21 protein-coding genes, 1 pseudogene and 1 riboswitch are annotated in these 19,210 nt (G+C 36.5%); of the genes and pseudogenes, 12 read left to right on the top strand and 10 right to left on the bottom strand.

Features of this window, described 5'->3' with window-relative positions; genetic code table 11:
* Positions 1 to 44 precede the first annotated feature (44 nt).
* The gene (locus J7E77_RS02985) at positions 45 to 317 is read right to left on the bottom strand and encodes a hypothetical protein (protein WP_214712228.1); all 273 of its coding nucleotides are present in this window, start codon (positions 315 to 317) and stop codon (positions 45 to 47) included.
* Positions 318 to 585: 268 nt separating this feature from the next.
* Between J7E77_RS02985 and J7E77_RS02980 the strand changes: the two genes are divergently transcribed.
* Positions 586 to 1,299, top strand: a complete 714-nt coding sequence (locus tag J7E77_RS02980) for a class I SAM-dependent methyltransferase (protein ID WP_214712226.1) — start codon at positions 586 to 588, stop codon at positions 1,297 to 1,299.
* 132 nt (positions 1,300 to 1,431) lie between these two features.
* Positions 1,432 to 1,683 (top strand): sigma-G-dependent sporulation-specific acid-soluble spore protein CsgA, encoded by a 252-nt coding sequence (locus J7E77_RS02975; protein WP_214712238.1) that lies wholly within the window; start codon positions 1,432 to 1,434, stop codon positions 1,681 to 1,683.
* Positions 1,684 to 1,973: 290 nt separating this feature from the next.
* Here J7E77_RS02975 and J7E77_RS02970 read toward each other — a convergent pair whose 3' ends face one another.
* Positions 1,974 to 2,843, bottom strand: coding sequence for a YitT family protein (locus tag J7E77_RS02970; protein ID WP_168246212.1), 870 nt, complete (start codon positions 2,841 to 2,843; stop codon positions 1,974 to 1,976).
* Positions 2,844 to 3,676: 833 nt separating this feature from the next.
* Here J7E77_RS02970 and J7E77_RS02965 point away from each other — a divergent pair.
* The 4 genes from J7E77_RS02965 (at position 3,677) to J7E77_RS02950 (ending at position 6,425) form a co-directional block, all read left to right on the top strand.
* On the top strand, positions 3,677 to 4,930 hold the full coding sequence (locus J7E77_RS02965) for an erythromycin esterase family protein (protein WP_214712224.1): 1,254 nt from the start codon (positions 3,677 to 3,679) through the stop codon (positions 4,928 to 4,930).
* A 130-nt stretch (positions 4,931 to 5,060) separates the two neighbouring features.
* Positions 5,061 to 5,264 carry a DUF1657 domain-containing protein gene (locus J7E77_RS02960; protein ID WP_088088548.1) on the top strand — a complete coding sequence of 68 codons (204 nt, stop codon included), beginning with the start codon at positions 5,061 to 5,063 and terminating at the stop codon, positions 5,262 to 5,264.
* A gap of 73 nt (positions 5,265 to 5,337) precedes the next feature.
* Positions 5,338 to 5,544 carry a DUF1657 domain-containing protein gene (locus J7E77_RS02955; RefSeq protein WP_088088549.1) on the top strand — a complete coding sequence of 69 codons (207 nt, stop codon included), beginning with the start codon at positions 5,338 to 5,340 and terminating at the stop codon, positions 5,542 to 5,544.
* 20 nt (positions 5,545 to 5,564) lie between these two features.
* Positions 5,565 to 6,425, top strand: a complete 861-nt coding sequence (locus J7E77_RS02950) for a DUF421 domain-containing protein (RefSeq protein ID WP_214712222.1) — start codon at positions 5,565 to 5,567, stop codon at positions 6,423 to 6,425.
* 51 nt (positions 6,426 to 6,476) lie between these two features.
* Here the strand turns inward: J7E77_RS02950 and J7E77_RS02945 are convergent.
* Positions 6,477 to 7,183, bottom strand: a pseudogene (locus J7E77_RS02945) (DMT family transporter); the annotation flags it as partial.
* Between the two features lie 140 nt (positions 7,184 to 7,323).
* Here J7E77_RS02945 and J7E77_RS02940 point away from each other — a divergent pair.
* Positions 7,324 to 7,938 carry a PH domain-containing protein gene (locus tag J7E77_RS02940; RefSeq protein WP_088090510.1) on the top strand — a complete coding sequence of 205 codons (615 nt, stop codon included), beginning with the start codon at positions 7,324 to 7,326 and terminating at the stop codon, positions 7,936 to 7,938.
* 43 nt (positions 7,939 to 7,981) lie between these two features.
* On the opposite strand, the gene J7E77_RS02935 is transcribed toward J7E77_RS02940, so the two are convergent.
* Positions 7,982 to 8,614, bottom strand: coding sequence for a nitroreductase family protein (locus J7E77_RS02935; RefSeq protein ID WP_214712220.1), 633 nt, complete (start codon positions 8,612 to 8,614; stop codon positions 7,982 to 7,984).
* Positions 8,615 to 8,748: 134 nt separating this feature from the next.
* Here J7E77_RS02935 and J7E77_RS02930 point away from each other — a divergent pair, with 134 nt between their 5' ends.
* On the top strand, positions 8,749 to 9,108 hold the full coding sequence (locus J7E77_RS02930; RefSeq protein WP_251026908.1) for a winged helix-turn-helix transcriptional regulator: 360 nt from the start codon (positions 8,749 to 8,751) through the stop codon (positions 9,106 to 9,108).
* Positions 9,109 to 9,317: 209 nt separating this feature from the next.
* Here the strand turns inward: J7E77_RS02930 and J7E77_RS02925 are convergent, their stop codons facing one another.
* Positions 9,318 to 10,130 carry a YitT family protein gene (locus J7E77_RS02925; protein ID WP_214712219.1) on the bottom strand — a complete coding sequence of 271 codons (813 nt, stop codon included), beginning with the start codon at positions 10,128 to 10,130 and terminating at the stop codon, positions 9,318 to 9,320.
* 230 nt (positions 10,131 to 10,360) lie between these two features.
* Positions 10,361 to 10,551, top strand: a riboswitch (Lysine riboswitch).
* 104 nt (positions 10,552 to 10,655) lie between these two features.
* On the opposite strand from J7E77_RS02925, the gene J7E77_RS02915 reads away from it, so the two are divergent.
* Complete coding sequence (locus tag J7E77_RS02915; protein WP_251026907.1) at positions 10,656 to 12,137, top strand: amino acid permease; 1,482 nt, start codon at positions 10,656 to 10,658, stop codon at positions 12,135 to 12,137.
* Between the two features lie 93 nt (positions 12,138 to 12,230).
* On the opposite strand, the gene J7E77_RS02910 is transcribed toward J7E77_RS02915, so the two are convergent.
* The gene (locus J7E77_RS02910; RefSeq protein ID WP_214712215.1) at positions 12,231 to 12,455 is read right to left on the bottom strand and encodes a helix-turn-helix domain-containing protein; all 225 of its coding nucleotides are present in this window, start codon (positions 12,453 to 12,455) and stop codon (positions 12,231 to 12,233) included.
* Positions 12,456 to 12,579: 124 nt separating this feature from the next.
* Between J7E77_RS02910 and J7E77_RS02905 the strand changes: the two genes are divergently transcribed.
* Positions 12,580 to 12,753 (top strand): hypothetical protein, encoded by a 174-nt coding sequence (locus J7E77_RS02905; RefSeq protein WP_168244701.1) that lies wholly within the window; start codon positions 12,580 to 12,582, stop codon positions 12,751 to 12,753.
* A gap of 56 nt (positions 12,754 to 12,809) precedes the next feature.
* On the opposite strand, the gene asnS is transcribed toward J7E77_RS02905, so the two are convergent.
* Both asnS and J7E77_RS02895 read right to left on the bottom strand, forming a co-directional pair.
* Entirely contained in the window at positions 12,810 to 14,201 is a 1,392-nt protein-coding gene (asnS, locus tag J7E77_RS02900; protein WP_214712214.1) for an asparagine--tRNA ligase, read from the bottom strand.
* Positions 14,202 to 14,374: 173 nt separating this feature from the next.
* Positions 14,375 to 15,256 (bottom strand): alpha/beta hydrolase, encoded by an 882-nt coding sequence (locus J7E77_RS02895; protein WP_214712211.1) that lies wholly within the window; start codon positions 15,254 to 15,256, stop codon positions 14,375 to 14,377.
* 200 nt (positions 15,257 to 15,456) lie between these two features.
* On the opposite strand from J7E77_RS02895, the gene J7E77_RS02890 reads away from it, so the two are divergent.
* Positions 15,457 to 15,687 (top strand): hypothetical protein, encoded by a 231-nt coding sequence (locus J7E77_RS02890; RefSeq protein WP_214712209.1) that lies wholly within the window; start codon positions 15,457 to 15,459, stop codon positions 15,685 to 15,687.
* Positions 15,688 to 15,705: 18 nt separating this feature from the next.
* On the opposite strand, the gene J7E77_RS02885 is transcribed toward J7E77_RS02890, so the two are convergent.
* Positions 15,706 to 16,167 carry a GNAT family N-acetyltransferase gene (locus tag J7E77_RS02885; protein WP_214712207.1) on the bottom strand — a complete coding sequence of 154 codons (462 nt, stop codon included), beginning with the start codon at positions 16,165 to 16,167 and terminating at the stop codon, positions 15,706 to 15,708.
* Positions 16,168 to 16,347: 180 nt separating this feature from the next.
* Between J7E77_RS02885 and J7E77_RS02880 the strand changes: the two genes are divergently transcribed.
* Positions 16,348 to 16,482 carry a BA3454 family stress response protein gene (locus tag J7E77_RS02880; protein WP_168244706.1) on the top strand — a complete coding sequence of 45 codons (135 nt, stop codon included), beginning with the start codon at positions 16,348 to 16,350 and terminating at the stop codon, positions 16,480 to 16,482.
* A gap of 151 nt (positions 16,483 to 16,633) precedes the next feature.
* Here the strand turns inward: J7E77_RS02880 and helD are convergent, their stop codons facing one another.
* Positions 16,634 to 18,976, bottom strand: coding sequence for an RNA polymerase recycling motor HelD (gene helD, locus J7E77_RS02875; protein ID WP_214712205.1), 2,343 nt, complete (start codon positions 18,974 to 18,976; stop codon positions 16,634 to 16,636).
* Positions 18,977 to 19,210 lie beyond the last annotated feature (234 nt).

The raw sequence follows: 19,210 nt of genomic DNA, 5'->3' as shown, positions 1-19,210 counted from the left end.
GCCTTTTGTCTACAATCTGAAAAGTCCGCCATGCGGACTTTTTTTTAACGTTTTTTATCTTTATTTAATGCACTCATCAATAGTTCTTCCGAAAATTCTGTTATCGCATGATTATCCATTAAATTAAGATTTGTTTTTGGCGTAAAGTTCTTTACCATATTTTGAAAAGGAAGTGCAAGGTCCTTACGTTTTCCCTTTGTCACTCCAAAAACAGCAGCACTTATACCAATGCCTAATAGAGATGCCCACATAGCTCCTCTACTTTTTCGTTTTCTTCCAAACATATTGAAAAACGGCTGAACATTTACTTTTTTCATCCAAAGCACTCCTTCATATTGAAATGGAAAGGAATCTCCCCCTTCCATTTCATTAATTTGCGCGTAATCGCTTAAAATATTAGAAGGAAACTGAACATAATTTGTTATTTTCTGGTAAGTTTTTGAGTGATAAATATTTTAATGGTCAATTATTTGTTTACATAATATTTCTATTGTTACTTGTTATTTCGGAGCACTATTTAGAAAGAACCTCTCTCCACTAGTTATCATAAAATGCTAAAAGATCATTGAGGTGGTGTCTTTATTTATGGGAGGTTTAACCTATATTGACTTCTTGGCCAAATTTGGCGTGGGTGGGGCCCATCCAGGTGGGATCCCATTAACAAAAAACATACTGTCTGGTGAAAACATTACAAACAAATCCCGTATTTTAGATGCAGGCTGCGGCACTGGACAAACAGCGGCATATTTATATCAGCAATATAAGGCAATGGTAGTAGGACTTGAAATCAATCCAATCATGATAGATAAGGCAAGAAGGCGCTTTCAATCATTAAATTTACCCATTCAGTTAATCCCAGGGTCTGTTGAGAAACTTCCCTTTAAAGACAATAGCTTTGACTTTATTTTATCTGAATCCGTTTTAGCTTTTGTTAATAAACCGACCGCACTAAGAGAATTTTATCGAGTCTTAAAAAAAGGTGGACGTTTTATTGCAAACGAAATGACGATAAACACAAAGCTAAGTCAGGATGAAGAAGCTGAAATCATGAAATTTTATGCTTTAGATTCATTATTAATGGAGGATGATTGGAGAAAGTTATTAGAGAAAACAGGCTTCCAAGATATTGTTCTAAAAATCGAAAACACCGCTATCAGTCATGGGAACAATACAGCAGAGTTCAATTTCTCCAAAAATTTTGAACCTGAACTTTTCCAAATATTAAATGAACATGGAAATATTGTCTTAAAATACCAGGATATTTTAAGCTATCGAATCATCTCTTGTTCGAAATCTTAATTGTTTATTACAAGCCTCTCTCCTAAGTGTGTTTATCAGAGGCTTTTTTACTGCACTGCTATTTCCTAACTTTCGCATGTATATTAAAGACATCTCGTTGAAAAATATGTGGTGAAAGGATAGGTGAAAACCTTGGATAAAACTTTGGGCTACTTAAGAGAAACTTTGTCAAATTACACTGATGACCATTCCGAAGGCAAGCATATTTACCGCAAACTATCGGAAGGTCGCTATGCCTCCGAAGGATCCTTTGTTCGAGATTTGAACCAAAAAGAAATTGCATTTTTAAATAGAATGCTGCCGAAAGAAATTAACTATGCAAAAGAAGAGCAAGATGAAAAAAGGGCTCACGAGCTAAATGAAGTGTTTGAGCTTTTATTCTGAGAGATTTACTTTATAAAAAAGATGGCAGGAAAAGGGAAATATCCTGCCATCTTTTTTGGAAATAATTCATTTTTCGCAAAATTATTTCCGAGGTAAGCGCAAGGTACGACAAAAGTACCATTCATCAACTCGGGATTTTCAGCATTATCTGACATGAAAATACAAGAAACACATCAAACTAATCGTGATTTTACCGCATTTTAGCCCCATAACGACAAATTGCCAATTTACGTCCAATTTCTACTATAAAGTCAAAGTTCCGCAAAAAAGAAGCCGATGTTTCCCAGCTTCTAATGGATGTCTTTTTTCTTAAATCTGCCACCACGTACCTCAGCGATATCCGCAACAGCTAGAAAGGCACTGTCATCATTTTCAGTAACAATTTCCTTCAATTTTGCTTCTTCAAGACGATTGATAACGCAAAAGATGACTTTTTTATCATCACCAGAATATGCGCCCTCACCATTGATATATGTGACACCTCGCCCCAGACGATTCATAATAGCGTCACCAATTTGCTTAGCATTGTCACTAATGATCCAAACGGATTTAGATTCATCAAGGCCAGTAATGGTAATATCAATCGTTTTGTAAGCAACAAAATAGGCAATAAGTGAATACATTGCACGGTCCCACGTAAACACAAAACCGGCACACCCGAGGATAAAAAGATTAAAGAACATAATAATTTCTCCGACGGAAAAAGGAAGCTTTTTATTAAAAAGAATCGCTAAAATTTCGGTACCGTCCAATGACCCTCCATAGCGAATCACTATGCCTACGCCTATACCTAGCACAATTCCTCCAAAAACCGTCGCAAGGAGAATATCCTGTGTAAAAGCTGGGACTGGATGGAGTAGAGTAGTTCCAATAGAAAGAATGAGAATCCCATAAAGGGTTGATAATGCGAAGGTTTTTCCTATTTGTTTATAACCAATAAAGAAAAAAGGTATATTAAGAATAAAGAGGAATATCCCTAATTTCCAACCTGTAACATACGAAAGCATAATAGAAATCCCAGTGATTCCACCATCAATTACATTGTTGGGAACGAGGAAAATTTCTAAGCCCACTGCCATCAGGGTGGCACCTAGAGTGATTAATAAAATGCGTTGCAGGATCTTTCTCTTTGTTAATCTCCGGTGCTGAATTTTCGCCATAATCTCTTCCTGTTGTTGAATTAAATTTAATTCTTGTATTCCTGACATTATCTGGCCCCTTTCAAAAATAATTTCCTACCTTTATTATAACGAATGATCAGTACTATTTATAATAAAATGCTTCTTTATTTCTATACTCCTCGAATGAAAAAGAAGCTACCTCAACTAGTGAAGTAACTCCTTAATTTTATTAACACCTTAGGGGACCCAACCATAACATCAGCTGATAGATAATAAACTGAAATTCCCTTTTAGCAATCTAATCAATCTAAATGGAAACCTTTACCTATCCCCGATGAGTGTTTGTTCCGTTGAATTCCATTAATTCACATGGAATTAATGGAATTCAAATTCCTAAAAGAAACAAATTCTCGGTTTGACACCGATTGAGACTCATTATTCCATCATTTGGGCTTCTAGGCTTCTTGGCAATTCATCCATTTTGAAAAAGGTTCAATATTATTCATATTGATAAATCTTTAACTTTTTCCTTTGATATGGTTGCTATGGAATACATAGATACCTATTATGAAAGGATTTAGTTTTAGGATTTAACCTTTCCATAGAAGTGTGACAATCGCTCCACCAGCCGAATGATTTTAAAGGAATAACCTTATACCTTACTACTCGTTCACGAACGGAACGAACACAAATGGTTGAGTCTCCTAAGATGTTAACTTTTATTCTATCCTTTACAACTAAATTATAACATGGAATTTTTTGAATTTACGGACTACTTGTCTCAAAAATGTGAATTATTGGGTATTTAGGTTAATGAGTTACAGGGGATATTATAGAAAACTGAGTCCTTATGGAAAGGAATGCTCTAACCTATGATTAAAGCCATTAATACCTACGCAAAACCTTTTGAAACAATTGATGATCTTGACCCATTAATAGCCGCTATTGGTGATAAAAGATTTGTCCTACTGGGTGAATCTTCTCACGGCACTTCAGAGTTTTATACACTTCGTGCAGAGTTAACAAAAAGACTAATCAAGGAAAAAGGGTTTTCATTTATTGCTGTTGAAGGTGATTGGCCTTCCTGCCAAAGCATCAATCGATACATTAAAGGATTTAACCAATCGTCACAAGTCATTAGAGATGTGCTCGAGGATTTTAATAGATGGCCAACCTGGATGTGGGCGAACCAAGAAGTCATTGGGCTCATTGAATGGTTAAAAGAATATAATCACCATAATAACAGAGCCCAAAAAGTAGGTTTTTATGGTTTGGATGTGTATAGTCTTTGGGAAAGTATGGATGAAATTGTTCATTATTTAGAAAGGACCAATTCTCCCAGCTTTAAGGAGGCCAAAAAAGCATTTTCTTGCTTTGAGCCCTTTAATCGCAATAATGAATCCTATGCTGTTTCAGCCGGATACCTCTCTGAGAATTGTACAAAGGAAGCACTTGAACTTCTCGCATCCATCCGGAAAAACAAATGGAAATTCGATGACGACCAGGAAAACGGCTTGAATATGGAGGTAAATGCCATTGTTACAGCAAATGCAGAGGAATATTATAGGACAATGGTCACTAGTGATTCTAAGTCATGGAATGTTCGAGACAGGCATATGGTCGAAGCACTCAACTCAGTACTAAGATTTTATGGTGATGATGCAAAGGTAATCATATGGGAGCATAATACACATGTAGGTGATGCCCGGGCAACTGATATGAAGGATGAAGGAATGGTGAATGTCGGACAACTAATTAGAGAAGAAAACGGGGCCGATAATGTTTTTATTGTAGGGTTTGGTACGTATATCGGTACGGTAATTGCCTCCACCGAATGGGGAGTTGACTTTCAAAAAACGGAGGTACCTCCCGCTCAACCCGGAAGCTGGGAATCACTTATGCATAAGACAGGGGCTGTAAATAAATATTTGATATTTACTGATCAGAACCGTCATGAATTTACAACAACGATTGGGCATAGAGCAATTGGTGTGGTATACCGGCCGGAATACGAACAATATGGTAATTACGTCCCATCGAAAATGGGGCTGCGATATGATGGATTTATTTTTATTGATAAAACAAATGCGTTGCATCCGCTAGTTCTAGAAAATATTCTTGTCTAATGGGATTTTCCAGATAAAGTTTCAGGGAAATTTAGAATTAACCCAAAAAAACATTAAATACATATCCACCCGAATAATCCACATACTATTTTTGTAATTTCATTTTATATCACGAAAGAAGGATTATGTAATGACAGTAGGAACTCAGGTAAAACAAGCATTAGCTGGACTAAAAAGTGCACAGGCAAGTTTTGAAGGATTCGCATTAGCAACTGATAACCAAAATGCAAAGCAGCTTTATCAACAAGCAGCCCAACAAACCCAGTCGGTTCTTGATAGTTTAGAACCACGTCTTCAAGAAATTTTGAACGAAGAACCACAATACAATCAATAAAAGCAGTTTTAGGTTGGCGATTCTGCCAACCCCTTTTTTCATTTGTTTAATCCCCACGAAAGGAAGTAATTTTGTGACAATCGCATCAAATGTCAAGCAATGTCTCTCTACCATTAAGGGAATCGAAGCACAATTGTCTTCCTTCGCCTTAAATTCACTCGATAAGGACGCTCAAGCTATTTTTCATGAAGCTACACTAACGATTGAAGAGGTAAAGAAGGATCTACAATACCGTGTTTTGGAACTTGAACGACATGAACCCCAATATATGGGTTCATAAAATTTTGAGGTGAGAAACTAATGCCAGATTGGATTTTTATCATAAGTCGTTCATTAATTTTTTTGGGACTTTTATTTATTACAACAAAAGTACTTGGAAAGAAACAAATCTCTGAGCTCTCTTTCTTTGAATATGTTGCAGGAATTACCATTGGAAGTATTGCCGGTGAAGTAGTTACTGGACTAGAAGCAAATGTATGGCATGGAATGTTAGCCGTCCTAATTTTCTTCTTGGTAACTTGGCTTGTTGACTTTGCCTCTCTAAAGAGTAAAGCTTTTCGTGATTTTGCTGAAGGTAAAGGAACCGTCGTCATTAAAGATGGGAAGGTCCTAGAAAATAATTTGAAAAAAGAAAAATATTCGATAGACGAACTTTCTGCGTTACTTCGACAAAAGGATATTTTTAGGATTGCAGATGTAGAATTTGCTGTGTTGGAACCGCGTGGAAATTTAAGCACACTTTTAAAAACAGAAAACCGTCCTTTGACACCTAAGGATTTACAAATGAAAATGGCGAAAGAAAAAGAACCACAAACAGTCATTATGGACGGGAATATCATTGATGAATCATTAAGATGTTCCGGAAAAGGCAGAGGCTGGCTTTATACAGAGTTAGAAAAACTAGATGTGACTCTTGATAATGTCTTCATAGGGCAAGTCGATTCCTATGGAGAGCTAACGGTCGATCTATATGATGATAAAATTCAAGTGCCAGCACCCGCTCAACGTCCATTACTCCTGGCTACACTAAAAAAAGTGCAGGCTGATTTAGAGATCTTTTCTCTTGAGACAGATTGTGATAAATCAAAAGCAATGTACAAGAGAAATTCAGTAAAGGTACAAGAAACAATTGACAAGCTTAGTCCCTATTTAAACGGTTAAAAAAGGTCAGGAACTACCAAAACAATCCTTATCAATCTAAATTGATAAGGATCAAACATTTCTAGGCACAGTTTTTTCAGGACTTTCACTGCGATGATTTTTCGGGTTACTTTTATGCGAAAAAAAGCTGTGCAGGATCATTCCGACCATTACCAATACCATACCAAACCAGGATAATTCATTCGGGAAAACAGTATTCAAAATTAACAATTCTCCTATTACTGCAAATAAAACCTCTATTGATTGCGTGGCCTCCACAGCAGCAAGCTTTTGCATATTTCCTCTAACAAGATCCGTTGCTTTAAAAAATAGAATGGTTGCAATCACTCCTGAGGTTACCGCAACAAGGCCTGATTGGACTATTCCCCCTTTACTTGGTGGACCAACAGTAAATAAACCATAGACAGATAAAACAACCCACAATGGCAGACTCATATTGGCATCCCTAATACCCGTTGAAAGACATCAAGACGCCCTCCGCAAATATCCATCATTTTTCTGTTTCCAAGCGGATAGGCAAATGAAGCGATTAGTACCGGAAGGACGCCTAAGGCTATTGCAGCAATCGATATGTGATTTGCCTGTTCCAATTGCATCAGAATAATTCCTAGAAGGATGATTAATGACATCCCTAAACCTTTAAAAGGAATTCTCCGTTTTTTCTGGATTGGTCCTTTATCAGTCATAACCATTTCGTAAAAAAGTGGGGCCAGCAAGGAACCTGAGATGATTGTAACCTGCCATGTTCTTTTCATTACTTGTTGTTAATTTGTTTTTAGTAATCAGGTGCATACTACCATTTTTTAAAGCATAAAGTTTTTGGGATAAGGATGAAACTTTATTGTCCCCCCTTCGTAAAAATGGATGGAATGATTTTAAAAAAGTGAGGTTGATACCAATGTTTGGAAAAGTAGCCGCGGATATTTTGGGATTAAGTGATGTGGGTTCTGTCATTAAGCCGGAAAATTACGATAAGGTGGACGCAGATGATTATGTCATGCATGAAGACAATGAAAAAATTTATTTTCTTATCAAATCAAAGTCTGATGAATACTGTTTTACAAACAACGCCCTTATCCATTTAGATGGGACAAGTGCAACCAGCAAAAAGCGAATGCTCCACCGCTATAGTTATGCAACGAATAGAATTTCAGAGGTAAAACTCGAAACGGCCGGAACCGTTGACCTTGATGTAGAAATAAAATTTAAAATCGGCTCAGTTCCTTTCTCCATCGACGTTCATAAGAAACATATTGAAGAAGTTAAGGATTTATATAAAGCCTTAATCAAAATTTCAGAAATCTCACATGAAAATGAAATTTCGCTTCAGTTTGCTAAACAAAGCCTTGATGTCGCTTCCACTACTCTCGGTCGTGTGACAAGTGCAGACAGCAACTTGGTTGTTCAATTCAAAATGCTTAATCAAGCAGCCTTTCAGTGGTTAGAAGATAGCAAAAAACAATATATAGTAAAAGATTTTGGCTATGTGTTTGAAAAGTATATTAATAACTAATAAATTAAGTAGGCGCATGAAAAATTATCATGCGCCTACTTTTTTATCTATAATCTATTAATACATCCTCCAATGGTAAACGTGTTGTATTGAAAGCAGGTGCTGCCGCCTTCCCTAGTGAAATCAACACAATTGGGAAAAGTCGATCGGAGACATTGAACATTTTCACGAATTTATCTTTATCAAATCCACCCATTGGAACGGTGTCATACCCTCTGTCTTTTGCAATTAACATCAACTGCATCGATACTAAACCAGCATCAAATGAGGCAATATTTTTCAAGACTTCTTCTGGAGCAAGTGGGTATGTTTTATTTGTACCTTCTATTAATCGATTCATATTAGCTTCGTCCATCAAACCAGCCTCGTATGCACTTCGATAGACTTTTTCCACACTTTTATACATTTCCTTATCGCCTAATACTGCAATAACGGCAGACGCTGTTTCTACTTGCTCTTGATTGTTGGCGATTGATCTTAGTTCCTTTTTCGCCTCTTGATCTTGAATAACAATAAAACGCCATGGTTGAAGATTACTAGAGGATGGTGCTTGTGTCGCTTCTTTTAGCATATCTTTAATTTCTTCTTGAGAAATATTGTATGTTGAATCATATTTTCTGACAGAGTGACGTTCTTTTATCACTTCAGATAAACTTTTTATTAATGTGGTTTGCATGAGAGATTTCCCCCTGTGAATTTTTAGCTTAATAAAAGTAAGTTCTAATTCATCTTACTATTAGTAAGTACCTATCGTCAAGTAATTCAAATATGGTATTATACAGTTAGAAAAGTAAAAAAGAGGGATTTTATATGAGTGAACCTAACCACCAAGATTGTATGACTCATTCTGCAGAGGAAATTAAACATATATGTATTAACTTTCATAAGGCAATCGAATTTATTGGCAAACGTTGGATGGGTTCTGTTATTTATACGCTTATGGAAGGACCGAAGCGGTACCATGAAATAATATCATCTATTCCAGGAATATCTGATCGTCTCTTAACCGAACGCTTACGTGATTTAGAAAATGAGGGATTGATTGTCAAAAACGTCATTACTACCTCTCCAAAAAAAGTGGAATATGAATTGACTCCAACTGGTAAAGAACTAGATGAGGTTATTCATGTGCTAATGAAATGGGTAAAAAAACGAGGGAAATCTCTGTGATTCACTGTCTCTATTTTAAATAAGGTTATGTTAAAGCTTATTGTTGATATTGGCACCCTGTTGACCTTCGTTCCAGGCGCGAAGACTCCTGCGGGAGGTTCCCCGGACCGCCCGCGAACCGCACGCACCTAGAACGGAAATCAACAGGCAGTTTAACAAAGCCTTAACTAAAAAAGGCTTGCATCTATTTGATAGATGCAAACCTTTTTTTATGGACTTGGCCGATGAAACAGCCCCATGACTTCAATTGTTTCGGTAATATTGACAAATGCTGATGGATCAACTTCTGAAATTAAGTTTTTAACTTCATTAAGTTCGTATCTAGAAATTACCGTTATCATTACGTTCCGTTGGTGATTAGAGTAGCCGCCAACCCCATCCATAATCGTCAAGCCTCGATACAAATTTGTCAGTAAATGATCTCTCATTTCTTCGCCCTTTTCTGTAATGATCATTAAAGTTAATTTAGCATGATCTGTATAAATTGCATCTACCACTTTACCTGTAACAAAAATGGAAACCAAGGTATAAAGAGCAGAATCCCAATCAAATAAAAATCCACTGATCAAGATGACGACTGCATTCATACCTGAAAGTAAAACACCAATCGGAAAATCCCTTTTTCTCGCGACAATCATGCCAATAATATCAAATCCCCCGGTCGATCCAGAACAGCGAAAAACTATTCCGACACCTAACCCGGTTAAAGCACCTCCGAAAATAGAAGAGAGAATCCTATCATCGGCAATGGCATGAACGGGAATTAAATAAAGGCCGATTGAAATAATTATTACAGCAAAGATGGAATTCACGATAAATCTTTTCCCTAACATTTTATAACCAATAATCAATAACGGAAAATTCAGCAGGAAATTTGCCACCCCTGTATTAACAGGCGAGATCATCCCTAAAATCATAGAAATTCCGCTCAATCCACTGCTTAATACTTCATGAGGGATTAAAAAAAGGTTAAAAGCAACCACAACAATTAGAGATCCCGAAATCATTCCAACAATCTGCATGGTAAAAATCCTCCTATGAAAAACAGGCAATTAATTCTATTTAAAAATAATACCGATTCTCTCTTTTAAAGTAAATTAAATAATTTATTAAAAAAAACTCAATTATCTGTCTATTCTAATTGATTGAATAAAGACTTCTCATTTCTGGAATAATATATTATTGACAATTATAAAATAATATTTATACTTTAGTAATATATTAACTATATATGATAAATCCTCATCAAAACCGATGAGGTAGAGGTCGCGGTTTTTATCAGTAAAGCGGACGAGATGAGAGAGACATCCCTGACTCCGTTTGAAAGGAAAAGCTGCCGAAGTGTGCTTTCATCTCTGAAAAAGCATGCTGGGGCTGTCTCCAAATAGGAACAGAACTGTCACGCTTAAACCTACCAGCTAAGCGTGTTGAGCTATCTTTCGGAAGGTATGATGCGGGGTATTTACAATGCCATCGATACTTCTTCGATGGCATTTTTTTATTCCAAACTCCTTCTCGAAAAAATTAGAAAAAGAGGAGTCAAGACAATGCAAACAGCAAGAGTATTAAAAGAGAGTGAATATACTAGTGACTTAACAATACAACAGGATCCAACGGAATTAAAACGAAGTTTAAAATCCCGTCACCTCACAATGATTTCCCTTGGCGGGACGATTGGCACTGGACTTTTTCTAGCTAGCGGCGGCGCTATCCATAGTGCGGGACCCGGCGGGGCAATCCTTTCCTACCTTGTTATTGGTATTATGGTTTACTTTTTGATGCAGGGCTTAGCAGAAATGGGTGCCTATATGCCAGTTGCCGGAAGCTTTAGTACGTATGCAACCAAATTTGTCGATCCTTCCCTTGGTTTTGCCCTAGGCTGGAACTATTGGTATAACTGGGCAATTACGATTGCTGCCGAATTAGCTGCTGTAACAATGATTATGAAATTCTGGTTTCCACATACGCCTTCATTCATTTGGAGCGGCATCTTTTTAGTAATCATGTTTCTATTAAACTATCTTTCTGTTAAAGGATTCGGAGAAGCAGAATATTGGTTTTCCTTAATTAAAGTTGTTACAGTTATTATTTTTATCGTTACTGGTACTTTAATGATCTTCGGCATCATGGGTAATGAAGCAATCGGCTTCAAAAACTTCACTGTTGGTGATGCTCCATTCCACGGCGGCTTTATGTCCATGCTGGGAATCTTTATGGCTGCAGGCTTCTCCTTCCAAGGAACAGAGCTTTTAGGTGTTGCTGCTGGTGAAACGGAGGATCCAAAGAAAGCTATTCCTCGTGCAGTGAAACAAGTTTTCTGGCGCATTTTATTATTCTATGTATTGGCTATACTAGTAATCGGACTGCTTATTCCATATACAAACGGGAATTTAGCAAATGGGGATATAACTGTTAGTCCATTTACGCTGGTTTTTCAAAAGGCAGGCATCGCTTTCGCCGCTTCAATCATGAATGCTGTTATTCTTACAGCTGTATTATCGGCAGGAAATTCAGGAATGTATGCATCCACTCGGATGCTTTGGGATTTGGCCCGTCAAGGCAAAGCACCGAAATTCCTTGGTAAATTAAACAAAAAAGGTGTTCCAGTCAATGCCTTAATTGCAACAACCTTAGTGGGGACACTCGCATTTCTTGCTTCCTTCTTTGGGGATGGAACGGTTTATGTATGGTTGTTAAACGCTTCTGGTATGTCCGGCTTTATCGCATGGCTCGGTATTGCAATATGTCATTATCGATTCCGTAAAGCATTTGTCGCCCAAGGTAAGGACCTTAGCTTGTTACCATATAAATCAAAATTCTTCCCTTTTGGTCCGCTCTTCGCGTTTGCCGTTTGTGGGTTTGTTGTCTTAGGACAAAATTATTCAGCATTCACGGGTGACCAAATCGATTGGAACGGTGTTTTTGTTTCATATATCGGACTGCCATTATTCCTTATTGTATGGCTAGGATATAAATTCACAAAGAAAACTAAGGTTATACCTTTAGAAAAGTGTGATTTAAGAAATTAGTTTGTTTAGAAAATAGCACGCGAAAATTTTCGCGTGCTATTTTCTTAATCCAATAAAAAAAACAGACTCAATTGAAGAGCCTGTTTTTAAGTATTACGCTTCCTTTTCCTCAGATGACCAAATGTATAAGTCTTCAATAGAGCAATTTAATTCTCTTGAAATTGTCATCGCAGTATTTAAGTTCATCACTTTTTTGGACAAGTAGTCGTTAAGCTGAGTTTGAGGAATACTTGTATTCCGTTCCAAACTTTCCAGGTCCATGCCGTTTTTTGATAATAAATCTTTGAGGTTACTTTTTTTTGCTTTATAATTTGTCAAAATGACACCTCACTTTTTTAAAAGCATAACACATTAAGTTCGTAATTGAAAGGAAGAAGGGTTTCCCCCTTTCCATCTTGGCTTATGTTATACTTAATTAGGAATAGGTAAAGGAGTGTGAAACATGAAAAGCTCAAACAATCTGTACAAAAACGGACAGTCAGTTAACATTAAAGAAACTGGCGAAGTCGTCACAATTTTAAAATCACAATATGTTAAAAACATGAAAAGATATTCTTATATCGTTAAGGAACATCCAGAAACATTCTTTTTTGAAGAGGAATTAAAGGTTCTTTAATAAATAAAAAGGAGAAGGCCGATTCTGTGAATCAGCATTCTCCTTTTTAAATTGTTTTAAAACTCGGCATTTCCAGTTGTTCTCGGGAATGGAATGACATCTCTAATATTAGTCATTCCAGTTAAGTACATAATTAAACGCTCAAAACCAATACCATAACCAGAATGTTTCGTACCCCCATATTTTCTTAATTCAAGGTACCACCAGTAATCTTCTTCATTCATACCAAGATCATTAATTTTCCCAGCCAAAATTTCTTCGCGTTCTTCACGCTGGCTGCCGCCAATCAATTCACCAATTCCTGGGACAAGTAAATCAGTTGCCGCTACTGTTTTGTTGTCTTCATTTAATCTCATATAGAAGGCTTTAATTTCTTTTGGATAGTCTGTTACAAATACTGGGCGTTTGAATACTGTTTCACTTAAATAACGTTCATGCTCGGTTTGCAGGTCAAGCCCCCACTCTACTGGATAGGCAAAAGTTTCTCCGGACTCCCTTAATATATCAATGGCTTCGGTATATGTCACACGGCCAAAGTCTGCTGTGTAGGCATTATTTAGACGATCCAATAACCCCTTTTCGATAAAGCTGTTAAAGAAATTCATTTCTTCAGGGGCTTGTTCAAGTACATAGCCAATCACAAATTTCACCATTTCTTCAGCCAAGTCCATGATATCTGGAAGCTCAGCAAAGGCAAGTTCAGGTTCTACCATCCAAAATTCCGCTGCATGTCGAGCAGTGTTAGAGTTCTCTGCTCTAAACGTTGGGCCGAAGGTATAGACATTCCGGAAAGCTAAGGCAAACGCCTCAGCCGAAAGCTGTCCGCTAACAGTCAAATTAGTTTCCTTGTTAAAGAAATCCTTGGTTAAATCTGTTTTGCCTTCTTCATTTTTTGGAGGATTGTCCATATCTAGTGTTGTCACTCGGAACATTTCTCCTGCACCTTCTGTATCACTGCCGGTAATAATTGGTGAGTGAACATAGACAAAACCTTTATCTTGGAAGAATTTATGCAATGCATAGGAAGCAAGTGATCTCACACGAAAAACAGCTGAAAACGTATTGGTTCTTGGTCTCAAATGGGAAATTGTTCTTAAATATTCAAACGAATGCTTTTTCTTTTGTAAGGGATAATCTACATTTGACGAACCTTCTATCACGATATTAGTTGCTTTAATTTCAAAGGGCTGCTTCGCTTGAGGAGTATAAATAAAGTCTCCTTCAATCCTAATGGATGAACTAATTGGTAACTTTGCAATATCCTTAAAGTTCTCTAATTGCTCATCAAATACAATCTGCACCCCTTTAAAAAAGCTGCCATCATTTAATTCAATGAACCCAAAAGTTTTAGAGTCGCGAATCGTGCGAATCCATCCAGATAACTGGACTTTTTGTTCAATATAGCTTTCGGTATTTCTGTACAAATCCTTGATTAAGGCCTGTTTCATTGGTTTTCCTCCTAAATCTTATGTAAAAAAGTAAAAAACCTTCCATCCCTTTTGGGACGAAAGGTAAAATTCACCGTACGATCATCGTATTTCTTTTATCCCTTCAATATTATATAAAATACCATATCAAATAAGCAATTTTCAACAAATTTCCGGTATGAAAGAGATTTATTTTAGTTTTTTGTAGATTCTTTTGAAAACGTGTCATTTTGAGTACAAAAATGGGCAGAGAGCCATTCTTGGCGGTCAAGTAAGGCTGCTTTGCAATTGGTAAATAGATGATCGGTATCATACCAGATGATTTTTTTGGGAGAACTTGCAGCAGAATAAAAAGTGGCAGCATGGCCATGTTCGATAAATTCGTCATTTTTGGCGAATTGGAAGAGTAATGATGCCGGCGCAGCATTTTTTACATAGTGGATGGCATCTAATTTTCTAAGACTTGAAATAAAATATTCAAATCTTTCAGGCGGTAAAAAGCTGCGAATGATGGCTGCGATTGGATGTTCACTAGTCAGTTGCCACTCTGAAGCCTCCCCATACCCTGATATTAAGACAAACGTTTTAATGAGCGAATCAATTCCTGAAATTACCCCGCCACAAGCCGCTCCAAAACCGTGACCAACAAAAGCAATCCGGGCTTCATCCACAATCGTAAGCTTACTAAGTAGTGTAACTCCCATCCTAATATCCATTATAGTATGAATGTATTCTTGAATATCCGCTAAGGCTTCAATTTTTTTTGTGAATTTTTTCCTATCAAGATCGTCCGGTTGACTATTCCTACCGAAAAGCGGTGCTTCAATTAGGAGGGATATATAACCTTTTGTTGCAAGCAATTTTGCTTCATGAAAAAATGTTTTTCTATTTCCTTGACTAGGGTGCATAAAAATGACAGCAGGAAATGGTCCTCCCTTGTTAGGAATAAAAAGAAAGGCAGGTATCCTCCTATTGAAAAGGCTTTCATAATTAACATCATAAATAGAATAACCTTCTTTTGAAATAGATGAAATCACCTCAAATCCTGCTCGTGTTTCTACATCGTAATCAAACATTCTTTACCGCCCCCGCGAAGATTCTTTTTTACTAATTTATTTGAATTTTCAGATTAATAGAACGAATAAATCCATAAATCTCTTATCCGTACAATATCCCTTAAGTTTTTTAAAATTTTCAGAATAATAGCAGGAAAAACGTTGCTTATCGTCGAAATAGTAAAAAAATGTTTATACTTGATTTAAGAGGAGTGTTTGATGTGGACAAGATCACATGTATTGCCTACCTTTTATACAAGTCATCTACGAATCAAGACATTAGAGAAAAAGCTATCCAATTATTGAATGGAGATGTATCAATTCGTGATTTAAAAAGAAATATATCTATTCAAGCCAATCTGGTCATCGCTGAATCGTTCCTGAAAAAGAATAAAATCGATAAAGATCAAGTTCAGCAATTTGCTGAGCAATTTATGTATCAAGAAATTTAAGGTATCCATTTTGGATAATTATCCAATTTGTTTTTCATAACAAAAAATACCAGTTCCATTTTGTGTTGTTGCAGTACTATAATAGATAAATCCTAATGATTCCCAAAAGCGTTGAGCCTTTTTATTTTCTTTTAAGACACCAATTCTAACACACTTCATTCCTCGTTTAAGCATCTCATGTTCGTATGCTGCAAAAGCTTGTGCACCGAAACCATAACCTTGATAATCACTATGAAGCAGTAAAAGACCAAGCCAGGGGTAATGGTCCTTCGGATTTTCTAATAAGTAGTCAATTATTCCAATATAGGTGTCATCAAGCTTTATAAATGCACTGTTAGTATTAGGATTTAAGAATTCTTCTTCCATGTCAGCAAGTGTTCTTGCCTCTTTGCCATTTTCAAAAATATTATATTCTGGATTCGAGTTTATCATTTCGAGTGCAATAAACAATGTTGCTTTTGTTACCTCTTCAAAATGCATTGAATTTGTTTACCTCCCTATTGTTTTTATAAAACAATTATATCAAAACTGAAAGTTTTAGTAACATTTGTCGAAAAAATATCGTCATAATTATTTAAATTACTTAATACACTGAATCGTTTTGTAATTTATGACTACACTTTTTACTAATAATTTAAACATAGAAAAGGAGATTCAATTATGGTACAAGTAGAAGTAACAGTAACCTTCGAAGGAAAAAGCTATTTAACGAATGTCATTGCTAATCGGGAAACATCCGATGATGAAATATTCCAACTTGCATTAGAACAAGTTCAAAAACAATGGAAAAAATAATATAGCAAAAAACAGCGGAAATGGATTCGGCTGTTTTTTAATTTTTTCTAGTTAGGTTATGAATTTGGCGCAAATGCATAGTACTTTTAACATAGCCTAAACTTAAAGAAGCTGTGTGCTCAGGTCATCGAGACATACAGCTTCTTTTTCATTAGCATTTACTTGGTTTTACAAGTGTGTAGGTATCTTTAGGAGCAACCTCCATTAGCGGACTAATCCCAGATGTTGCGATCATGTGAAGTTCATGCATGGCCCTTGTGCAGACGGTATAAAATAATTTGCGTTCACTTTCTTTTTTATATTGAGAACAATCGTACAAAATAACGGCATCAAATTCAATTCCTTTCGCAAGATAGGAGGGAATAACGAGAATTCCTTTCTCATACGAAATCGTTCCTTTTTCAATTAGATGGAGCGATACCTCGTTCTTGAGCGCTTCAAAGGCCCTTTTGCTCTCATCGGCTGTCCTGCAGATTACAGCAATGGTTCGATGGCCATCATTTTGAAAATCTTTAATTGTTTTGATTATTGTTCGCGTAATTTCATCGGGTTCTATTTCAGTAACTAACGGCTTCCTGCCCGTGCGGTTAAAGGGTTCAATATTTTCTCCACCCTCAATCAACGCACTGGTAAAGTTAACAATCTCTTTTGTCGATCGATAGGTTTTTGTAAGGACAAACGATTCTATTGTCTCTCCCGAGATATTTAGGTCAGATAAAACCGTTTCTGCACCAGTGGCACCAGAAAATATCGCTTGATTAAAATCACCGAGTAAAGTCATTTTGCTAAAAGGAAATAGCTTTTGTATAAAAGCAAACTGGAAGGGTGAGTAATCCTGTGCTTCATCAATAAAAATATGACGAATAGTAGATTTGGACTTACGACCTTCAATTAAATCCTGGAGATAAACATATGGTGTGGCATCTTCATAAGGAATTTTCATATCCTTTAATTTCTTCACTGTCTTCCTGCAATTTTGGTCCCAATCAACAGGTAAGCGTTCACCCATATTTTCAGCTTGCTTAAAAAGTTGGTGATAAATTTTTGGAGAATCAATAAACCGCAAACTTTTTACTCTCGCAAATATTGGCCTGAATTTTTCTTTTACGACCATTTCAGCAAGGAGTTTTTGCTCCTGCTCAAAATCATCAAATGTATTTTCCGAAAATTGATTTTTTTCCTGAAGTTTTTTGAAGGCCTCCATAAAGGCTTCTTTATCGAGAAATTGGACTTCTTCCTCCACCCAGCTTCTCGAACGCTCTTGTCTAACCTTCCGCTTTAAATCTCTTAAAAGCCATTCCTTTACAAGCTGCAAACGGTTGGGTATGCTAATGCTTTCTTCTAGTGAATAAAAATAATCATGGATCTCCTTTTTAGAAATCAATACATCTCCTCTAAATATTAAATCCCTAAAAATTAGACCCCTTTTCGTTAATCCATGCGCATATCGATCAATGATATTTTTATATTCAAGACTTGCTTTAAAACGAATTCCTTCAACTCTAAGTTTATATTCCTTTTCATCATCATTTTCACTTAACAAATATTCCATTTGCGTAAAGGCGTCTTCCACATTAAATTCTTTACCTAATCGAGAATGTAAATATTCCTGAAAGGTGGATTGCTGCATATTTTCTTCACCTAACTCTGGTAAAACCGTTGCTACATAGCTATTAAACAAAGGGTTAGGTGAAAAAAGCATAATATTTTCTGAATTCAATGTCCCTCGATAACGGTAGAGCAAGTAAGCAACCCGTTGCAGGGCAGCAGAAGTTTTTCCACTTCCTGCTACACCTTGGACGATCATAATTTTCGCCCGCTCATTGCGAATAATTTCATTTTGCTCTCGTTGAATAGTAGCAACAATGCTTTTCATTTGCGTACTCGCGTTGTTTCCAAGAACCTCCTGAAGCATTTCATCTCCGATGGTTACCCCTGTATCAAACATCCCTTTAATTTCTGAAGCCCTAATAATAAATTGACGTTTTAAGTTCATTTCCCCTTCAATCGTTCCTTCAGGGGTACTATATCTGGCAGGACCAGGTGAATAGTCATAATAAAGGCTAGATATAGGGGCACGCCAGTCATAAATCAAAAAATTTTCATCCTGTTCATCCATTAACGATGCAATTCCTAGGTATACCCGGTCCTCTGCTTCTTCCCCGTTTTCTAAAAAATCAATCCGTCCAAAGTATGGGGAATACTTTAACCTTGATAGTGTATTGAGATGTTTATCCAAATGTCTATGGGTCCGCTCACGTTCTGAGAGCAGTTCGGCCTGTTGTTTGATACTCGCTGCTGTTTCTATCATATCATCAGGTTCATCCATATTGACGGTTACATCTTCCCAAAATTCTTTACGTATCTCGAGAACATCAGAACTTACCTTTCCAGCATTTAGCTTTAATTTATTTATCTTTTTTTCGATTTCATTTACAACCGTGGTCACTCTTCTTTGTTCCATTTTCAAGCCTGTGCTCTGTAAATCGCTCATCAAACCACTCCCCAGATAAATGTTTTGGTCATTTGTTGACAATCGAATAAAATCGTGTTAATGTTATAATAGGTAGTTTTCAAGTAATTACATCAATAATTATTTATGCCAAATATCATCTTATCATGCTCCTCCTACATTTTCAAGGAGATTTTTCAATGCCATTAACAAACGCCTTCAGGGGCGTTTTTTTTTTGTCCTATCTAAGTTTATGTAATCCTCAATTTTCTTCCT

This window comes from Bacillus sp. ISL-77 (assembly GCF_018613105.1).
The sequence above is the reverse complement of the archived record's forward strand: the minus strand, read 5'-3'. Positions and strand labels throughout refer to the sequence as shown.

Excerpts from the sequence above, each read along its gene's own strand:
- J7E77_RS02985 (WP_214712228.1), bottom strand. The coding sequence starts at position 317 with ATGAAAAAAGTAAATGTTCAGCCGTTTTTCAATATGTTTGGAAGAAAA.
- J7E77_RS02980 (WP_214712226.1), top strand. The coding sequence starts at position 586 with ATGGGAGGTTTAACCTATATTGACTTCTTGGCCAAATTTGGCGTGGGT.
- J7E77_RS02970 (WP_168246212.1), bottom strand. The coding sequence starts at position 2,843 with ATGGCGAAAATTCAGCACCGGAGATTAACAAAGAGAAAGATCCTGCAA.
- J7E77_RS02965 (WP_214712224.1), top strand. The coding sequence starts at position 3,677 with ATGATTAAAGCCATTAATACCTACGCAAAACCTTTTGAAACAATTGAT.
- J7E77_RS02960 (WP_088088548.1), top strand. The coding sequence starts at position 5,061 with ATGACAGTAGGAACTCAGGTAAAACAAGCATTAGCTGGACTAAAAAGT.
- J7E77_RS02950 (WP_214712222.1), top strand. The coding sequence starts at position 5,565 with ATGCCAGATTGGATTTTTATCATAAGTCGTTCATTAATTTTTTTGGGA.
- J7E77_RS02940 (WP_088090510.1), top strand. The coding sequence starts at position 7,324 with ATGTTTGGAAAAGTAGCCGCGGATATTTTGGGATTAAGTGATGTGGGT.
- J7E77_RS02935 (WP_214712220.1), bottom strand. The coding sequence starts at position 8,614 with ATGCAAACCACATTAATAAAAAGTTTATCTGAAGTGATAAAAGAACGT.
- J7E77_RS02930 (WP_251026908.1), top strand. The coding sequence starts at position 8,749 with ATGAGTGAACCTAACCACCAAGATTGTATGACTCATTCTGCAGAGGAA.
- J7E77_RS02925 (WP_214712219.1), bottom strand. The coding sequence starts at position 10,130 with ATGCAGATTGTTGGAATGATTTCGGGATCTCTAATTGTTGTGGTTGCT.
- J7E77_RS02915 (WP_251026907.1), top strand. The coding sequence starts at position 10,656 with ATGCAAACAGCAAGAGTATTAAAAGAGAGTGAATATACTAGTGACTTA.
- J7E77_RS02905 (WP_168244701.1), top strand. The coding sequence starts at position 12,580 with ATGAAAAGCTCAAACAATCTGTACAAAAACGGACAGTCAGTTAACATT.
- asnS (WP_214712214.1), bottom strand. The coding sequence starts at position 14,201 with ATGAAACAGGCCTTAATCAAGGATTTGTACAGAAATACCGAAAGCTAT.
- J7E77_RS02895 (WP_214712211.1), bottom strand. The coding sequence starts at position 15,256 with ATGTTTGATTACGATGTAGAAACACGAGCAGGATTTGAGGTGATTTCA.
- J7E77_RS02885 (WP_214712207.1), bottom strand. The coding sequence starts at position 16,167 with ATGCATTTTGAAGAGGTAACAAAAGCAACATTGTTTATTGCACTCGAA.
- J7E77_RS02880 (WP_168244706.1), top strand. The coding sequence starts at position 16,348 with ATGGTACAAGTAGAAGTAACAGTAACCTTCGAAGGAAAAAGCTATTTA.
- helD (WP_214712205.1), bottom strand. The coding sequence starts at position 18,976 with ATGAGCGATTTACAGAGCACAGGCTTGAAAATGGAACAAAGAAGAGTG.